16 protein-coding genes and 1 other RNA gene are annotated in these 17,869 nt (G+C 67.6%); 5 read left to right on the plus strand and 12 right to left on the minus strand.

What is annotated here, in order from left to right:
* Window positions 1-13: 13 nt before the first annotated feature.
* From madB to GGD82_RS10725, 6 genes are all read right to left on the minus strand, one after another.
* Complete coding sequence (gene madB / locus GGD82_RS10700) at window positions 14-1,222, minus strand: Na+-transporting malonate decarboxylase, carboxybiotin decarboxylase subunit (RefSeq protein WP_150061659.1); 1,209 nt, start codon at window positions 1,220-1,222, stop codon at window positions 14-16.
* A 133-nt stretch (window positions 1,223-1,355) separates the two neighbouring features.
* On the minus strand, window positions 1,356-2,276 hold the full coding sequence (gene mdcB, locus GGD82_RS10705; protein ID WP_260178389.1) for a triphosphoribosyl-dephospho-CoA synthase MdcB: 921 nt from the start codon (window positions 2,274-2,276) through the stop codon (window positions 1,356-1,358).
* A 682-nt stretch (window positions 2,277-2,958) separates the two neighbouring features.
* A complete protein-coding gene (locus GGD82_RS10710; protein ID WP_150061661.1) occupies window positions 2,959-3,375 on the minus strand; it encodes a HutP family protein in 417 nt (138 codons plus the stop codon).
* A gap of 372 nt (window positions 3,376-3,747) precedes the next feature.
* Window positions 3,748-5,172, minus strand: a complete 1,425-nt coding sequence (locus GGD82_RS10715) for a 3-hydroxyacyl-CoA dehydrogenase NAD-binding domain-containing protein (protein WP_150061662.1) — start codon at window positions 5,170-5,172, stop codon at window positions 3,748-3,750.
* A 109-nt stretch (window positions 5,173-5,281) separates the two neighbouring features.
* Complete coding sequence (locus tag GGD82_RS10720) at window positions 5,282-5,911, minus strand: cysteine hydrolase family protein (protein ID WP_211364726.1); 630 nt, start codon at window positions 5,909-5,911, stop codon at window positions 5,282-5,284.
* On the minus strand, window positions 5,908-6,747 hold the full coding sequence (locus tag GGD82_RS10725) for an N-formylglutamate amidohydrolase (protein WP_170284194.1): 840 nt from the start codon (window positions 6,745-6,747) through the stop codon (window positions 5,908-5,910). Before GGD82_RS10725 ends, GGD82_RS10720 begins: the two co-directional genes overlap by 4 nt.
* Before the next feature lie 114 nt (window positions 6,748-6,861).
* Between GGD82_RS10725 and GGD82_RS10730 the strand changes: the two genes are divergently transcribed.
* Genes GGD82_RS10730 through GGD82_RS10750 form a run of 5 tightly spaced genes read left to right on the plus strand, consistent with a single transcriptional unit; the run spans window position 6,862 to window position 10,883 of the window.
* On the plus strand, window positions 6,862-7,650 hold the full coding sequence (locus tag GGD82_RS10730; protein ID WP_150061665.1) for an ABC transporter ATP-binding protein: 789 nt from the start codon (window positions 6,862-6,864) through the stop codon (window positions 7,648-7,650).
* Entirely contained in the window at window positions 7,644-8,369 is a 726-nt protein-coding gene (locus tag GGD82_RS10735) for an ABC transporter ATP-binding protein (RefSeq protein WP_150061666.1), read from the plus strand. The genes GGD82_RS10730 and GGD82_RS10735 overlap by 7 nt, the downstream gene beginning before the upstream one ends.
* On the plus strand, window positions 8,366-9,259 hold the full coding sequence (locus tag GGD82_RS10740) for a branched-chain amino acid ABC transporter permease (protein WP_150061667.1): 894 nt from the start codon (window positions 8,366-8,368) through the stop codon (window positions 9,257-9,259). Before GGD82_RS10735 ends, GGD82_RS10740 begins: the two co-directional genes overlap by 4 nt.
* Window positions 9,256-10,257 (plus strand): branched-chain amino acid ABC transporter permease, encoded by a 1,002-nt coding sequence (locus GGD82_RS10745; RefSeq protein ID WP_150061668.1) that lies wholly within the window; start codon window positions 9,256-9,258, stop codon window positions 10,255-10,257. The genes GGD82_RS10740 and GGD82_RS10745 overlap by 4 nt, the downstream gene beginning before the upstream one ends.
* Entirely contained in the window at window positions 10,254-10,883 is a 630-nt protein-coding gene (locus GGD82_RS10750) for a cysteine hydrolase family protein (RefSeq protein WP_150061669.1), read from the plus strand. The genes GGD82_RS10745 and GGD82_RS10750 overlap by 4 nt, the downstream gene beginning before the upstream one ends.
* A gap of 56 nt (window positions 10,884-10,939) precedes the next feature.
* Here the strand turns inward: GGD82_RS10750 and GGD82_RS10755 are convergent, their stop codons facing one another.
* From GGD82_RS10755 to GGD82_RS10780, 6 genes are all read right to left on the minus strand, one after another.
* Complete coding sequence (locus tag GGD82_RS10755; protein ID WP_170284195.1) at window positions 10,940-12,076, minus strand: LuxR C-terminal-related transcriptional regulator; 1,137 nt, start codon at window positions 12,074-12,076, stop codon at window positions 10,940-10,942.
* Complete coding sequence (locus GGD82_RS10760; protein WP_170284196.1) at window positions 12,069-13,244, minus strand: DUF2336 domain-containing protein; 1,176 nt, start codon at window positions 13,242-13,244, stop codon at window positions 12,069-12,071. The genes GGD82_RS10755 and GGD82_RS10760 overlap by 8 nt, the downstream gene beginning before the upstream one ends.
* A 762-nt stretch (window positions 13,245-14,006) precedes the next feature.
* Window positions 14,007-14,852: a 23S rRNA (adenine(2030)-N(6))-methyltransferase RlmJ gene (locus tag GGD82_RS10765; protein WP_150061672.1), complete on the minus strand. Its 846-nt coding sequence runs from the start codon at window positions 14,850-14,852 to the stop codon at window positions 14,007-14,009.
* 12 nt (window positions 14,853-14,864) lie between these two features.
* The gene (locus GGD82_RS10770; protein ID WP_170284197.1) at window positions 14,865-16,631 is read right to left on the minus strand and encodes a PHA/PHB synthase family protein; all 1,767 of its coding nucleotides are present in this window, start codon (window positions 16,629-16,631) and stop codon (window positions 14,865-14,867) included.
* 231 nt (window positions 16,632-16,862) lie between these two features.
* An RNA gene (rnpB, locus tag GGD82_RS10775) (RNase P RNA component class A) lies at window positions 16,863-17,287 on the minus strand.
* A 33-nt stretch (window positions 17,288-17,320) separates the two neighbouring features.
* On the minus strand, window positions 17,321-17,866 hold the full coding sequence (locus GGD82_RS10780; protein WP_150061674.1) for a D-glycero-alpha-D-manno-heptose-1,7-bisphosphate 7-phosphatase: 546 nt from the start codon (window positions 17,864-17,866) through the stop codon (window positions 17,321-17,323).
* Window positions 17,867-17,869: the final 3 nt, after the last annotated feature.

Here is a 17,869-nt window from a genome sequence, read left to right on the forward strand (position 1 = left end):
GATCGTCCGCCGCCTAGTTGACGAGGCCGATGGTCGATGCGAACACACCAACCGCGATGGCGGAGACGATCACACCGCAGATCGATGCGCCCATGGCGAGCGGCATGATCATGGCGTGGGGGCTGGCTTCGAAGGTGCAGCGCTGCGCGATCTTGGCCGTCGACGGCAAGCAGGACACGCCGGCGATCCCGATGGCGGGGTTGTAGTTGCCCTTGGTCACCTTCCAGACCAGCCAGCCGCCGCCGAGGCCGCCCAAGGCGGAGATCGCCAGGGCCGTAATGCCGAGCACCAGCAGGATGACGACGCGCGGGTCGAGAAGGGTCGAGGCTTCACACAGCACGCCCAGCACCAGACCGAGGAACAGGGTGGCGCCGTAGGTGATGGTCTTCTCCAGCAGCTCCTGGTAGGGCTCGATCTCGGCTTCCTTGATCGCGACGCCCATGAAGAACGACAGGATCAGGGGAGAGGCCACGGGCAGCAGGAAACACAGCAGGGCGGCGGAGCAGATGGTGAAGATGAACTTCGCTTCCTGGGTGACTTCGGGGAAGTCGTATTCCACTTCCAGGCCGCGATACTTCTCCGGCACCAGCCAACGGACCAGGTACGGGTAGCCGGCGTAGCACAGCGACAGGTACAGGTAGGCGATGATCGAGATGGGAACGAACAGCTCCTTGGCCATGACGAGCGAGCCGAACAGAACCATCGGGCCGTCCGCGCCGCCGATCGTGCCCACCGCAGCCGCTTCGTTCGGCGACAGACCCATGTAGTAGCCGATGACCAGGGTCACGAAGGTGCCCAACTCGGCGCAGATCGCCACCGTGACGCTGGCCCAGGGGCGCGCCAGGATGAAAGAAATGTCCGCCATGGTGCCGATGCCCATGAAGAGCAGACAGGCGACCAGGGAGTTCACGAAGGTGAAGTTGTAGATCGGCTGCAAAAAGTCGATCTGCATCACCTCGATCAGCGCGTTGGGTTCGGAGACCATCGGGGCGATGATCAACGTGCCGATCTTGCCCGCTTCCAGGAACATGACGCCGGCGTTGACGGCCATCATGCCCAGGCCCATGGGCACCATGATCAGGGGTTCCAGGGTGCGGCGGAAGCCCAGCCAAGCCAGGACAAAACCGAGGCCGATCAGAAGAATGCGGGATACCGCAATGACGGGGTCCTGAACAAACAGTGTCCCGATCCCCGGAAAGACAGTCATCAGAAGTTCAAACATAGCTCTGGTCTTTCGTCTTACGCAGCGCTGGATTTTCCGGAGAACGCGCGGGAGATTCCGACAATCACGCCGATCACGGCGAACGCGATAACAGCCGTCACGGCGTAAGCCAGGACGGCGTAAACAACGATGTTCATGGTGTCCTCGTGTACGAAGGGGCGCGGGACGAGCGTGCGGAGACGGCCGATCCGGCCACGCCGAACGCGGTCAACGCGCCGTCGACAAGTGTCTGGACACCAACCGTCACCGCGAGCAGGTCGGCGGACCCGCCGGGGCTGATCCCCCGGTCGATGCATGCGGCATCCAAACGATGAATGGCCTCAAGGCCTTGGGATGTGAGAGCGCCGCCGGCGTCCAGAACCGCCCGCGCCTCGGCGCGGAGCCACTCCAGGGCACGGGGGCCGCCGCGCCATAGGACGGTGGTGTCCTCGGTCTCGGCGATCAGCGATATCAGGACGTGAATGAGCGCCCGTTCTATGGGCGCGTTGACGGCGCGGGCCTCGGCCAACGCCGGCAGGGCCGCGCGGGACAGGGTCGGGAACCCGTCCTCGACCTCACCGCGGATGCCCCGTGCGCCGTAGCGGACGAACAGGCGTTCGCCCGCCGTCGCGGGGGCGCGGTCGCGGCTCAGTTCGCGATCGCACAGACCGCGCGTCATCGCCGCCGCTTTCTGGAACAGGGCGTCGGCGGTGAGGTCGGTGTTCCGGCGGGACAGCAGACCCGCCGCCGCGCTCAGGATGCCGGCGGAAAACAGAAGGCCGCGCTGGGTGTTCACCCCGCCGGTCGCCCGCAAAAGGGCGGCCTCGTAGTCGCGGCCGATCTCCCGAACCAGCGGCAGCAGGGCGGTCGGATCGCCGACATGATTCCAGCCGGCTTCGGCACATTGATAGAAACAGGGCGTGATCGCCGCCGTCGAGACCAGAAAGGTCCGCAGCGACATGTCACGATGAGCGCCATTGGACCGGGCTGTGACCAACCCGGGCTTGGGATGCGTGGACACTTCCAGAAGAGCGCCGGCGACGAACGCGGATCCGATCCGCCACCAGGGTTCCAGGCTTTGTTCCGCGGCCCTTTTTTGGACACGGGTACGCCGCGCGAATTCCATGGACGTTGGCCCATAGCTTCAGTCGGCGGCCGCGATACGACGCGCGCCAGCGACTGCGGCTGGTGTCCCTGCGCGCGCATACCCGCACAGTCGACACGGCCGTTAGTGGGTCACCTTCACAAAATTCACGTAATCACACGGTGATATCGTTTGACGGAAAGTCGGCTATCCTAAAGTATGTCATACTAAAGGAGGGAACCAGCCAACTTGATCACGATGTCACGAGCCATCCCAGATGGCGCTTACGGCACCACACACTTGGTGGCGCATCACACAGCCCCGGACCTCCGGGGCTACCTCTGGGGCTGGACTTCCGCCCGCCCTGAAGTGGCCATATTTCTTACTCAGTTCGCGCCGAATGTCCAGATCAAACGTGCGCAAGCAATATGCATGGCTGAACTGCACCGCGTTTGCCCATCCCAAGCGGCCGTCAGAGCCCCCACTGCGGATGAAAACCCTTCTAACGCCCTAAAGACGGGCGCCGTCGGGACGACGAACGGGCCGGACGGCGGAGCGAACGGACGCCTCTTTCGTGAGCAGCGCTGCCGAAAAAGCCGGCACGCCCCCGAGTCGCGTCCGGTTCGACCGGATCAACCGCCCCCCCGACTCGTCCGGTCCATCGCGTCCCTGCTCAGATATGCATAACGCCGAAGCCCATGCGCTCATGATTGGTCTCGGGATGGAAGGCGGACTCGCCGTGGGCCGCGATCACGATCCAGCGACCGTCGGACACAATGGCGACCTTGAGCTTCAGGCTCGATTCCGCCGCCACATCCGAGGTCACACCCTTCAGGCACTCCAGCCCGGCGTGGATCACCGCGTGGATCTCGTTGTGCTGGTGGTGGACGACGTGGCTGTGAAGCGCACAGGTGACCAGGGAGCGAACGAAACTCTTGGTTACTTCCGACTGAATGCCGCTCACAAACGTAACGCCAATCTTAAGGCGCGTTTTCTCGGCAATGTACGCCTTGAATTCGTCCTCTTCCTCACGGGAACTGATCGCCGCAAGAATGGCATACTTGCCAAGGCGGTTCGGATGAATATCCATGGCTTTCCCCTATGATTGCAGGATCATCACCGCCTGCATAACTCGTTGGCATTTTGGGGCCGCCTGTATACCGACTTCCTTGCCGTTACGCACTTGGAAAATATTACCTATAATCTGTAGGAGACTACCCGCAATACGAAGACGGCCGTCCGTACGATTTGCGTTAAAGCATCGGAAAACTTCATTCCGTCTTTTTCTGTCTTTTCGCAGGAATCTTACGACCATGGTCGCGACTCGGCGGGATCCCATTCGGCCGTCGCTCAAACCGGCCCCCGCCCTGAGCCCCGCGAACACGAGATCGCCGCCCATGAGGCCGACGGCCTAGGCACGGATGATCCCACGCTCCGCCGGGCTGAGCGAAGCCGGTCCGAATCACGCCTCAGCCGCGAACCGCAGCGCCATGGATGCGCGATAGCGGGGGTCCCCGGTTACCGCGTGAATGTGGTCGAGCGTCGCCAGAACCCGGCCAAGGCCAATTTCCCGCCCCCACCCGATCGGTCCCTTGGGGTAGTTGACGCCGGACCGCATGGCCGCATCGACGCCGGCTTCGTCCGCGACGCCCTGCATCACGGCCTCGAAGCCCTCGTTCGCCAGCATGGCGATGGTCCGCATCACCACAAGGCCGGGCCAGTCGGGCAGCCGTGTGGCGACGATCCCCAGGGCATCGAGGCTCGTCCGCAGCCGATGCACCACAGCGTCCGGCACGTCGGGGGAGGTGGCGAAGCCCAAGCGCCTGCCGGTCTCCGGGGTGATGAGGTCGCAAACGACGACGGGCGTGCCTCGCGCCCGCGCCAGGCGGGCGGCCGTTCGCCCATCGGTCGACGTGACGAGGACGCCGTCCACCTCCATCTCCCGCGCGGGATCAAAGCCGGGGATCGGCGGGGCGTCGGACGGGCCGGTCAGGGTCGCGGGGCGCGGCGGCGCGGCACCGGCCGCGTAGCTGTAGACCCCCTGCCCCGTCTTCCGCCCCAGACGTCCGGCATTGACCAGTTCGAGCTGCGTGATCGAGGGGCGGAAGCGCGGGTCCTGGTAAAAGGCATCGAACACCGACCGGCAGACGGCGTAGTTCACATCGTGGCCGATCAGGTCCATCAGCGCGAACGGCCCCATCCGGAACCCGGCCCCCTCGGTCAGCAGCGCGTCGAGGGTCGCCGGATCCGCCACCTGCTCCTCGTACAGGCGCAGAGCCTCGGCATAGTAGGGCCGTGCCACCCGGTTGACGATGAACCCGGGGGTCGACTTGGCGTGCACGGCGATCTTGCCCCAGGCCTCCGCCGTCGCGTACGCGGTGGCGGCCACCGTCGGCGCCGTAGCGACGCCCGAGATGACCTCGACCAATTTCATGATCGGGGCGGGGTTGAAGAAATGCAGACCGATCAGGCGCTCGGGCCGGGCCAGCGGCCGCGCGATCGCGGTGACGGAGAGTGAGGACGTGTTGGTCGCCAGAAGGACGTCCGGGCCGACGATCTCCTCCAGCGCCGTGAAAAGCTGCCGCTTGGCGTCAAGGTCCTCGACGATCGCCTCAAGGACCAGGGCGGCGTCCGCCATGGCATCCAGGGCGGCGACGGTTTCGATCCGCCCGAGCAGCGCGTCGCGCGCCGCCGCCGTCATCTTACCCCGGGCCACCACCTTGGCCAGCCCCTCGGCGATCCGGGCTTTGCCCGCGTCGGCCGCGCCCGCGACCGCATCGAACAGCCGCACCGGATGGCCGGCGGCAGCGGCCACCTGCGCGATGCCGCCCCCCATGGTGCCCGCGCCGACGACACCGATGGCCCGATCTGTCGCGATCGACGTCATTCGCCCGCTCCCTTGCGCCACTCCCCGCCCGTCGTCCGGTCGCCCGGCGACGCACGATGTCTGTTCGGGCGTCGCCGGATCTGACGGGGCGTCGGACACCCGGGTTATATCAGACCGTGTCGGCCGCCGCCGCGATGTCGGCGAGGATCGCCTCGACCGTCTGCACCCGGCAGTAGCCGCCGAACGCCTTCAGCGCCTGCTCGTGCCGGGCGTCGGTCTTGGCCACGCAGGCATCGGCGGCACAGACCATGTAGAACCCCAGGTCGGCGCCATCGCGCACCGCCATGTCGACGCACTGGTCGGTCAGTAGGCCGGCCACGATCACGTTGGTGATCCCCATGTTGCGCAGGACATAAGCGAGAATGGTGGAGTTGAAGACGCCGGAGGAGGTCTTGGGCAGGACGATATCGTCGGCGGCCTTGCGCGCCTCGGGCAGCACGGCGGCCAGCGGCGAGCCTTTCGGCACCAGGATGTCCGACAGCTTGTGGTCCAGGCTGCGGTCGCGACCGTCGGCGGTCAGGGCTTCGATGACGGTGTAGACGATCTCGCAGCCCTGCGCGCGGGCGCCGTCCACCAGCCGGGTCAGAGCCGGCAGCATGCGGTTCGACAGCGCCCGGGCGTATTCGGGATAGGCCTCCAGCAGCGCGGGCTCGACCTCGGCCGCCTGCACATCCACGACGACGACCGCCGTCCTGGCCGGGGTCAGGGGCCAGTTGCGGACCGGATCCACATACTTCACAGCGGTCCCTCCCGTGTGATGGTGACGTCCTCCAGGGCGATCCCGACCGCGCGCGCCGCCTGAATCAGCGCAGGGGTCAGCACACCGGCCCATTGGTCCACGCCGGTCGGGTCGCGGATCAGGTCGTTGCGGACCTCGATCTCGACGCTGGGCAGGCCCCGGTCCTCGCCGTGCACGGGCACAGTGTAGTCGCTGGTCCGGCTCATGACGTAGGGTTCGTTGCGGCCCACCACCCGCTCCCCCAGGGTTCGGGCCAGACCATCGAACAGCGCCGGCGACAACACCGGGTCCCGGTCGTACAGCACGCCGACGTGCCAGGGACGGGGGGTGCCGTAGAACACCGGGGTAAAGCTGTGGATGCTGACGAACACCGTGGGCGTGCTCGCCGCCGCGCGGGCCTCCAGGACCGACGCGATGTGATCCTGATACGGTTGCCAGATCGCCGCCGTGCGGGCCGCGACTTCCTCCGGGGACAGATCCACATTGCCGGGCACCGGAATGCCCTCGCCGTGCTCCGGGATGAAGTCGGGGGCCGTGGTCGGGCGGTTGCCGTCGCAGACCATGCGAGAGTACGGCTGATGGATCAACGGCGCGTTCAGGCGTGTGGCGATGGCACGGGCCAGATCCAGCGCTCCGATGTCCCACATGAAGTGCTTGGCCAAGTGCTCCTCAGCCAGACCGAGAGAGCCCAGCCGCGCCGGGATGCGCCGCCCGCCGTGTTCACACACCACCACGGCGGGGCTGGTGCCGTTCGGGTTCTCATGGGCGACGGGCGCCGGTTCGCCTTCGGACAGCACACCGGACGCCAAACCGTTCAAAGCGTCGCGAGGGTTCACACCAGTCTCCCCTTGCAGATACGACAAATATCATGCACATTTCGTGTCTATGGGTCGAAATGTCAAATTTCTTTTGTCCGCACCACACCAGGATTCCCGTAGCAGGACCCCCGCATGACGCTGTTGCAGGCAACGGATGTCGGCAAGCACTTCGGCGGCGTGATCGCCCTCTCACGGTTCTCGCTCACCATAGAGCCGGGTGATCTGCTCGGGCTGATCGGACCAAACGGGGCCGGCAAGACCACGGCCTTCAACGTCATCACCGGCGTCCTGCGTCCCAGCGAGGGGCATATCGCGTTCGACGGCCGCGACGTCACCCGGGCGTCGCCGGAACGCCGGGCCCGCCTGGGCATGGTGCGGACCTTTCAGAACATCCGCCTGTTCGATGATCTGACGGTGCGTCAGAACGTGATGGCGGGGGCGCACGCCGCAGCCTCGGCCTCGCCGGTTGAAAGCGTCCTGGGCCTGCCGCGTGGGCGCGCGGCCGAACGGCGCATTCGCGCCATCGCCGACGCGATGATCGAACGCACCGCGCTGGAGCCGTTCGCGGGGCAGACGGCGGGCGCACTGTCCTACGGCGACCGGCGGCGGGTGGAGATCGCCCGCGCCCTGGCCGGCGCCCCCCGGCTGCTGCTGCTGGACGAGCCGGCGGCGGGCATGAACGACTCCGAAAAGCACGCCCTGTCGGCCCTGATCGACTCCCTGAACCGGGAGGACGGCCTGACCATCGTGCTGGTGGAGCACAACATCACCATGGTGGCGGCGCTGTGCCGGCGGCTGGTCGTCATGAACAAGGGCGAGGTGATCGCCGAGGGGGCGGCCGCCGACGTCCTGCGTCAGCCGGAGGTGCGCGAGGTCTACCTGGGCCGCCGCCGCCCGCAGGGGGAGGCCGCCGCATGCTGACCGTGGAGGGACTGCAGGTCACCCGGGGCCGCACCCGCGTTCTGACCGATCTGACGCTCGAGGTCGGCGCGGGCGAGATCGCAGCACTCATCGGCTCCAACGGGGCCGGCAAGACCACCACGCTGATGGCGCTATCGGGGCTGCTGCCCATCGCCCAGGGCACGGCCACACTGCGCCTGGACGGCCAGACCTTCGATCTGACGCGCGCGGACCCGGCGAAGCTGGTGCGGGCCGGGCTGGTGCATTGCCCCGAGGGGCGCCAGATTTTCACCCGCCTGACCATCGAGGAAAACCTGCGCCTCGGCGCCTTCCTCAACCGCGATGAGGCGCGGGTGCGGGCGCTGATGGACGAAATCTATGCGCTGTTTCCGGTGCTGCGGGAGCGGCGGCATGAGGCCGCCGGCGGGCTGTCCGGCGGGGAACAGATGATGCTGGCCATCGGCCGCGCGCTGATGGGGGAGCCGCGCCTGCTGCTGCTCGACGAGCCGTCGTTGGGGCTGGCGCCGCAGGTGACCGAACGGATCTTCGACACCCTGCGCGACCTGAACGCCGAGCGCGGGGTCACCCTGCTGCTGGTGGAGCAGAACGCCATGATGGCGCTCGACATCGCCCACCGGGGCTTCGTCATTCGCGAGGGCCGCGTGGAACTGGCCGGGTCCGGCCGCGACCTGCTGGAGGATCCGCATGTGATGGGCGCCTACCTGGGACTTTCCGCATGAGCGACTACGCCATCCAGCAGATCGTCAACGGCCTGTCGCTGGGCAGCCTGTACGCGCTCGTGGCCATCGGGTTTTCGCTGATCTACGGCGTGATCCGGCTGGTGAACTTCGCCCACGGGGATCTGATGATGGTGGGCGCCTTCGCGACCTTCGGCCTGATCGCCACGGATCACGTGCCGTGGGTGGTGCTGCCGCTGCTGGTGCTGGTCGCCGGGTTCCTGTCCGGCGGGCTGGTCGAGCGGCTGGCGTTCCGCTCCATCCGGGGCGCGCCCATGATCACCGGGTTCATCGTCACGCTGTCGGTGTCGGTGGCGTTGCAGAACCTGGGGCTGATCCTGCTGGGCGCACAGCCGCGCAACTTCTCCTTCCCGGCCGTGTTCCGCGAGCGGGTGGCGCTGGGTGGGATCGATGTCGCCATCATCGACCTGACCATCCCGGCCGTCACGCTGCTGTGCGCGGTGCTGCTGACCGTGTTCGTCAAGACGACACGGATGGGCATCGCCATGCGCGCGGTGTCGGAGAACACGCTGGCCGCCCGGCTGATGGGCATCTCCATCAACCGGGTCGTGCTGCTGGTGTTCGGCATCGGCGGGGCGCTGGCGGCGCTGGCCGGGCTGTTCTGGGGGGGCAAGTTCGGCCAGATCGACCCGTTGATGGGCTTCGTGCCCGGCCTGAAGGCGTTCGTCGCGACCATCATCGGCGGGGTCGGCTCGCTGCCGGGGGCGATCCTGGGCGGTTACATTCTGGGCTTCGCCGAGGTGGCGTTCGTCGGGTTCTTGCCGGCCGCGTACGCCGGCTACCGCGATGCCTTCGTGTTCGGCCTGCTGATCCTGATCCTGCTGGTCCGGCCGAGCGGCCTGTTCGGCAGCACCGAGGAGGAGCGGGCATGACCCCCCGCGCGGCCCCCCGGTTCGCCGTGAGTCCGACGCAGGCGCTGGCCCTGTTCACTCTGCTGCTGGTCGGGGCGGTGGTGGGGCTGGAGGTGTTCGGCAGCGGCTACCTGCGGACCCTGGCCGCGCTGACGCTGATCAACATCCTTCTGGCGGTCAGTCTGACCATGACCAACGGGTTCACCGGGCTGTTCAGCCTGGGACACCCGGCGTTCATGACCCTGGGCGCCTATGTCGCGGTGATGTTCACCTATCCGGTGGGGCGCCGGGGGTTCGCCATGCCCGACCTGCCGGACATGATCCGGGACGTCGCCTTGCCGCTGCCGGCGGCGGCGACCGTCGGCGGGCTGACGGCGGGGCTGGTGGCGGCGGTCATCGGCCTGCTGGTGCTGCGCTTGCGCACCCACTATCTGGCGGTGGCGACGCTGGGGCTCATCATCGTGGTGCAGACCCTGGCCCTGAACCTGGATGGTCTGACCCGGGGTGGGCGCGGCCTGACCGGCATTCCGCGCGAGGCCTCGCTGCCGCTGATCGCCCTATGCACCCTGCTGGTCGTGATGCTGTGCTGGCGGATCAAGCATGCCTCCATCGGCCGCGCGATGCTAGCGGTGCGCGAGAACGAGATGGCGGCGCGCTGCGTCGGGATTCACGCCTTCCGGCTCAAGATGCTGGCGTTCGTGCTGGGGGCGGCCCTCGCCGGGTTCGGCGGGGCGCTGCTGCCGCATGTCGTGTCGGTGATGACACCGAAGTCGTTCGGGCTGATGCTGTCGTTCAATCTGGTCGCCATCATCGTGGTCGGCGGGCAGGGCTCGGTCATCGGAGCTATTGTGGCCGCGCTGGCCATCAGCCTGGGCGGCGAGGCCCTGCGCGGCCTGGAGGAGACGTTCCAGCTTTACGGCATCACCCAGGTGATCGTGGCGGTGGCGCTGATCGCCGCGCTGATGTGGCGGCCGAAGGGCCTGTTCGGCCTCCGCGAGCCTCTGGTGCGTACGCCATGACGACGGATGCGGTCTTCACGCCGACACTCGATCCGGTCACCACGGCGCTGCTGCTGATCGACGTGCAGCGGTATGTGCTGGACCCGTCCAACCACCCGCCGCGTCCGGAGTTTGACGCCCGCGCGCGCGATGTCGTCCTGCCCAACATGGCACGCCTGCTAGAGGCCGCGCGGGGGAGCGGGGTCGAGGTGATCTACACCGTGATGGGCAGCCTGACCCGGGATGGGCGCGACCGCAGCCTGGACTATAAGCTGAGCGGGTTTGAAATCGTGGCCGACACCCCGGCCGCCGCGGTGGTGCCGGAGGTCGCGCCGGTGGGCGACGAGATCGTGCTGCCGAAGACCTCGGCCAATCTGTTCAACTCCACCCCGTTCGCCTATGTGCTGCGGAACATGGGGATCCGGACCGTGCTGTGCACCGGATTCCTGACCGACCAGTGCGTCGAGCAGACCATGAAGGCCGGCCCCGGCGAGGGGTTCGCCATGGTGGGCATCCCCGATGCGTGCGCGGCCAACACCGACATCCGGCACACCCTGGCCCTGGCACGCTTCGCGTCGTTCGGGGCGCAATGGGAGACGGCGGCGATCCTGCGCGCCCTAGCGGCCCAAACCTGTACGGGGGCCTGAGACGGGGAGACAGCGGCGGACGGGGTCGTGCGCCCCGGCCCGACCTCAGGACGCGCTCAGGATGCGTCGTGGAACAAGCGGGCCGCGACGACGGCGGCGGAGGTGCGGTTCGCCGCGCCCAGCGCCTCGACCAGAACCCGGACGTGCGTCTTCACCGTGGCCTCGGAGATGCCGAGCGCGCGGCCGATCTCCTTGTTGGTCTGGCCCCGCGCCAGCAGCTCCAGCACCTCGGTCTGCCGCCGCGTCAAGGACGGGAGGGCGGCTTTGGGGGGCGGGGCTCCGGCCGGAGCCGGGGCGGCTTCGCCCGCGGGAGGGCCGCTGTCCAGGGCGCCCACCACCTCTGACCACAGATCGTGGAAGCCCGACAGCAACGACTCGGCGTACTGGGTCAGAATGGCATCGGCCCGCGGCGCCTCGTCCCGCAGCATGGCGGCAGCCACCCGCCGGGCGCTGTCGTCCAGGACGACGGCCAACTGGTACCGTCCATCGCCCCGGGGTGTGCCGAACAGCACCGACAGCGGACGGTCGGCGTCGTCCCGGGGCAGCGCCTTGAATTCGTGCCAGATGCCGGGGCCGACGTCGGTCGTCTGCGCTTCCGACGGCACCTGAAGGAACTGGGACAGGCGGGCGCCGCGCGGGGGGGCCTCCCGCAAGCCGAGGGCGCGCTGGAACATCGGATTGGCGAACCGGATGGTCCCCTGGTCGTTCATCAGAACAACGCCCAGCATGCCCCGGACCAGGGCTTCCCATAGGCCGGCCGCTGCGGCCTGCCGCAGCGACGCCTGGGGCACGAACTCCGCCGTGCCGATGGACCCGCTGAACTCCCCGGAGAGGGGATCGAAACACCGCCGCCCTTCGACCCGGCAATACAGGGTCTCGTCCCGGTGTGTGCGGGCCTGGTACATGGAGGCCCACGAGCCATCCCCGCGGGCCACCTGTCCGTCCGTATGGACCTGCGCGTTTAGGGTCCAGGATCGGTCCGAGAAGACGGCCGGGAAGGGCTGGCCGATGAGTTCCACCGGATGGCGGCCCAGGAACTCCAGCACCAGATTGGAGACGAACCGAACGCGCCCGGTCGGATCCGTTTCCCACACGACACACGGCAGAATGGTGGTGAGCGCCATAAAGCGCACGTCGAGATCCCCGACATCGTCGGACAGGACGTGAGCCGCGCACCGATTCACCTTACTCATCCTGCCAGGACTCCAAGTCTCGGACCGCCCCCAGGAACCCGGGTTGCCGGCTCCAGTGTGAGACCACGGCACGCGCCGTCTCCTCATCCACCCGATCGAAGAAGTCCGCCAGCGCCGTCGGATCCTCCCCCGGATCGTCGAAGGCGTGCGTCCGAAGGCGCGCGCTGACCCGGCAGAAGTCCAGATACTCGTGCCGGGTCATGCCCAACGCGGTGCAGACGATGGCCAGGGATTCGCTGGCGGGCTCGAACAGGATGCGGCGGACCAGCACCTTGCGCAGGCCCAGCGCGCTGCTGATCAGGGAGACGGCGAGCCGGATGTCGCGACCGTCCATGGCCGACATGATGAGGCGCCTGACGCGGTCCCGGTCGTCCGCGACCGCTTGCGACAGGGTGTCGGCCCGGCCTTCTATGCAGTCGTCCTCCGGACCCAGGTCCGTGTCTTTCAAGACCGTGTCCAGACCTTCGTCGATGACCGAGGCCGGGATGTTCCAGGTGATCAGAATGTACTGGCGCAGCGCCGCCGACACCCAGTGGCAGAGCTTACGGGCCAGCTCGGGCGTCAGCTCGGGTCGCCGAACCAGAGGTTCGTGGAAGCTGCGCTCTGTCCGGGCGCGTTCGACGAGATAGGCCAGGGTCGCCTCGGCAATTGCGGCGTCATGATTGCGCAACAGCTCGACAACCACATTGGACTCGCCGACCTCCGCGATGATGTGGCTGACCGATTGCGACAGCCCCGGCCGCTTGGCGATCGTCATGCGGTGTTCGATCGCCTTGTGCTTGACCAGCTCCACCAGATCCTCGTCGCGCAACACCCGGCTGCGCAGCAGGATCGGATAGGCGATCTCGATCGGTTCGTTTGCCAAGAACCAGATCAGGTCGTGCGGACAGCTCTTGGTTTCCGCCAGAACCTGAACGAGACGGTCGCGAATCGACCGTTCCACCTTGTAAATGAGGGTCTGCAGAATATCGCTGAGCAGCGCCCGCTCGCTCGGCGACAGACGGCCCGGGCGGCCGTCGAGCAGTTCCATCATGAAGGTGGCGAGGGACGCACGGGATTGCTCCGAGCGATGCCGCGCGAGATCAAGCAACTCGTCCGTGCTCAGACGGCCTCGGTCGCCCACAGCACCTCTTGCGAGGTCGGCCTGATGAACGCGATCTCCGAGCACGCCGTTATCCCCCCCGTCGCCATCGCCGGCGGTCACCATGCGAGACTCGAAGTATAATTAATATAGAAGCCCTTGTCATCACGGATCATCGCAGCTTAACTATCAAAGGGATAAGGAATGATCGGGAGCACGCGCAAGGCCTAAGTGCCCGTTTTCTTGATCGAGGATGATCCCTCATGCCAAGTATGCCTTTTTTCTCGTGATACGCGCAATACCTGAGTCCACCCGGTATTGAGGCCAGCGTCCGCGACCTCCGGATGAAAAATAAGGCATTTCGCATCAAATACGATAGACAGCGCCGTGAATAGGGCCATGGCCCGCCCCGGGCCCGCACCGTCCGCGCCCATGGGTAACGCCGGTCTCGCGATCCGGACCCGTGACGGCGAGCCGGTGACCCCGCAACGGCGGTCGGGGAGTCGTCGGCCCGCACAGCGACCATACACCGCGCCGGATCGCCAATGCCGAGGTGGTGCCGGTGCCGAGGCATTGGCCGTCGCGATGACGGTCGCGGTCGCAGTCGCGGTCGGAACGCGACCACGCTCACCCCGATTCTGGCACCCTGACTCGGGCGCAAAGCAGAAGGACGGCCGAGCGTCCCTCTACACGTCCGCGACAAGAAGAACGTCGTGTCGATGCGGCTTGCGATACTGGCGATCCGCTCACGACCCACCACATTTCTTTACAGGGTTCAGAGCGACATATGGGGATCAAAGGCCGGATACAAAAGCCCACCGGGCTGAATTCAGCGGCGGGATCGGCGGGTCACGCCTCGCCGCGCAGCCACTCCAGCGACCAGCCCCCCGCACCCGGCGTGGTTTCCAGCCGCGCCGCCAGCCAGGGCAGCGCCTCGCGTAGGGTCTCTTCCAGGCGCCAGGGCGGGTTGACTAGGATCAGGCCGCAGCCCGCCAGCCCGGCCAGCACCGTGGTCGGCCGCACGGTCAGTTCGACCGCAAGCACGCGCGGAACGGCGCTGTCCTGGATCATCTGACGCATCACCGCCACGGCGCCGGGGTCCTTGATCGGGTACCAGAGCATATAGACCCCGGTGGCGAAGCGTCGGTGTGCCCGCCCCAGAGCCAGCGCCAGGGCCTGATACTCCTCGCGCTCCTCGAACGGCGGATCGATCAGGATCAGGCCGCGCCGCTCCGCCGGCGGCAGCAGAGCGGCGAGCGCAGCATACCCGTCCCCCTCGCGCACGATTACCCCCGGCGCCCGGCCCAGCAGGTCCGCGAGCACGGCGTAATCCTCAGGATGGCGCTCCACCGCCACCATCCGGTCTCCGGGCCGCAAGTGGTGGGCGGAGATCAGGGGCGAGCCCGGGTAGATCGTGGCCCCCAGCTCCTCCTGGATGGCGCGGACGTGATCCAGATAGGCCCGCACGGCCTCCGGCGGGTCCGCCGCACCCCACAGGCGGCCGAGTCCGTGTCGCCACTCCCCCGTCCGTATGGCGGCGGGGCCGGTCAGGTCATAAGCCCCGATGCCGGCGTGGGTATCGATCACCGCGAACGGCTTGGCCTTGGCGCGCAGATGCGCAAGGACGTGGATCTGAACCATGTGCTTGAGCACGTCGCCGACGTTGCCGGCGTGGAAGGCATGACGGTAATTCACGAAGGGGCCACCTCACCGCATCCGGACATAGGAGCCGGGCGCGTCCTCCAGGGCCGGCAACGCGCCCTCGCCCGGCACGCGGGCCGGCACGCGCGCTTCCGGGCAGTGCGCGTCCAGCCAGTCGCCCCACATCGGCCACCAGGATCCCTCGGTGTAACGGGCGCCGGCCAGCCATGCCTCGGGCGTCTCCGGGGCGTCGTCGCGCGTCCAGTAGCCATACTTCGGCGGCTCCTGCGGCGGATTGATGGCACCGGCGATGTGGCCCGATCCGCCCAGCACGAACCGCACCTCGCCGCTGAGCAGGCCGGTGGTCGGGTAGACCGAGCGCCAGGGGGCGATATGGTCCTCCTTGGTGGCCAAAACAAAAAACGGCGTCTCGATCCGACCCAGGGCGATCGGCGTGCCGTTGAGCGACAGATAGCCCGGCTGGCGCAGGCCGTTCTCAATATAGACCTTCTCCAGGTACCACGTCAGCATGGCCGCCGGCAGCCGAGTGGAATCGCTGTTCCAGAACAGCAGGTCGAAGGCGGGCGGTTTGCGGCCCATCAGATAGTTCATGACGTGGAATGACCAGACCAGGTCGTTTTCGCGGATCATCGCGAACATGTCCTGGAGGTGGTAGTTCTCCAGGTAGCCGGTGTCCTTCATGTGCTGGCGCAGCGCCCGCACCCGGTCGTTGTCGATGAACACGCCGATTTCACCGACGTCGGTGAAGTCCACCATGGTGGCCAGGGTGGTGGCGGTGCCCACCCGGTCGGCCTCGCCGCGTGCCGCCAGATAGGCCAGGGTCGCCGTGACCAGAATGCCGCCGATGCAAAAGCCCAGGATGTTGACGGTGCGCGCGCCGGTCGCGGTCTCGATCACGTCCAGCGCCGCCAGGGGGCCGTTGGTCATATAGGCGTCGAAGCCCCGGTCCGCATGCTCCGGCCCTGGGTTGATCCAGCTGATGACGAAGACGGTATGGCCGCGCGACAGGGCATAGCGGACCAGACTGTTCTTTTCCCGCATGTCCAGGATGTAGAACTTGTTGATCCACGGCGGCACGAACAGCAGCGGCCGGGCGTGCTGCGTCTCCGTCAGGGGCGTGTACTGGATAAGCTGCATCATGTCGTTCTGGAACACCACCTTGCCCGGGGTCGTGGCCAGGTCGCGGCCGACGACGAAGGCGGTCTGGTCGTTGGTGGCGATGTCCAGGCGCCCCTTGCCCCGGTCCAGGTCGTCGAGCAGGTTTTCCAGCCCATCCAGCAGGCTCGCCCCGCCGGTCTCCAGCAAGCGGGCGCGGGCAGCCGGGTTCAGGGTGAGGATGTTGCTGGGCGACAGCGCGCTGAGGATCTGGCGGGTGTAGAACTCGACCCGAAGCTGCTCCTTGGTGCCCTTCGGCAGGGTGGCGAGCATGTCCTGGGTCGCCGCCTCCAGCGCCAGATGGCTGTCGCGCAGGGCGCGGCTCAGCGGATCGGCCGTCCAGCCCGGATCGCGGAAGCGGCGGTCGCGGGCCGCGGGATCCGTCTCCGGTGGCGGTTCGGTCCAGGCCGTCATCCAGGCTTGCGAAACCTTCAGCACGGCATTGGCTTGAAACGCCCACAGGTCGGCGGGCCGCTGCGCCAGTTCGGCCCACACCCGCAGAAAGGCGGAGGTGACGGACTTCACATCCACGATCGAGAACTCGCCCCCGGTCGCCTTGGCCGTGGCGCGGGCCTGCGCGCGAGCAAACAGCGTCTGCGCCCGCTGCACCAGGGTCATGTATCGGGTCCACTGTTCGGTCGTGACGTCGTTCGCCATGCCGTCTGTCACCTTCGTCTGCCGGAGGTCGCCATGCGGGGAAGAGGACCGCTCGGGTCCCGGGCAGCCGCCGGTCTTATACACCATCCGTTCCGGAGGGCCATCCATTCCGGGTGCGGTCTCGGCGCGTGCCGACGGGATGGTGCACCGCGACAACACCGGCGCTGCGCGGCAGAGGCCGTGATCGGGGAGACACGTCCGGTCGACCGCCGACGGGGATCAGGATGGAAAAGCGTCAGATGGCCTGTAAGCCGGGTTCTGTCCCCGCGTCCGGGCGGACCCGGACACGATGGATGGCCATTCATCTGGGACGTCCGTCGCCGGACGCCTCGCGCGACCTACCCGAGCGGCGGCGCGAAAACACGCCTGGCCCCCGCCCCGAAGGGCTGGGCCGGCCGCTCCTACTCCGTCTTGCTCCCGGTGGGGTTTACCGTGCCCCCCCTGTCGCCAGGGGGGCGGTGCGCTCTTACCGCACCCTTTCACCCTTACCCGTCGGCGCGGTCCGAAGACCGGCGGACGGGCGGTTTGCTTTCTGTGGCACTTTCCCTAGGGTCGCCCCCGCCGGACGTTATCCGGCACCGTGTTTCCGTGGAGCCCGGACTTTCCTCCCCGCCGGTCCACGGGGGACGCGGCGGGGCGGCCATCCAGCCATCTGACGCGGCGCCAGGATACGGCGGCCGGCGCGCGGGTCAACCGCCGTGCGCGGCCATCAGGCGCGAGACCACGGCGTCGAGGTTGCCGCCCTCATAGAGATACGAGTCCACCCCAGCCGCCTCGCCCGCCTCCACGTCGCGGGGCCGGTCCCCCAGCATGAACGAGCGCGCCCGGTCCACGGGGTAGTCCGCCATGGCCTGAAGAAGCATCCCCGGCGCCGGCTTGCGGCAGTTACAGGCCCTGCGGTACGGCGGTGCGCCCTCGCGGGGATGATGCGGGCAGTAATAGAAGGCGTCGACGCGAGCCCCCTGGCGCGCCAGATCCTTCGCCATCCAGGCGTGCAACGCCTGCACGCTGTCCTCGTCGTACAAACCCTGGGCGACCCCGGACTGGTTGGTGACCACGAACACCCACCAGCCGGCCTCGTTCAGGCGCCGCAGGGCGTCGGCCGCCCCCGCGATCCACACGATCTGGTCCGGGCGGTGGGCGTAGTGGACATCGAGGTTCAGAGTGCCGTCTCGGTCGAGAAACGCGGCCGGGCGGGGCGTGCCGGCAGGCGGGTGCGGTGGCTCGGTGGTCATCGG

The sequence above is a fragment of the Roseospira marina genome (assembly GCF_014197855.1).
Lineage (GTDB): Bacteria > Pseudomonadota > Alphaproteobacteria > Rhodospirillales > Rhodospirillaceae > Rhodospira > Rhodospira marina.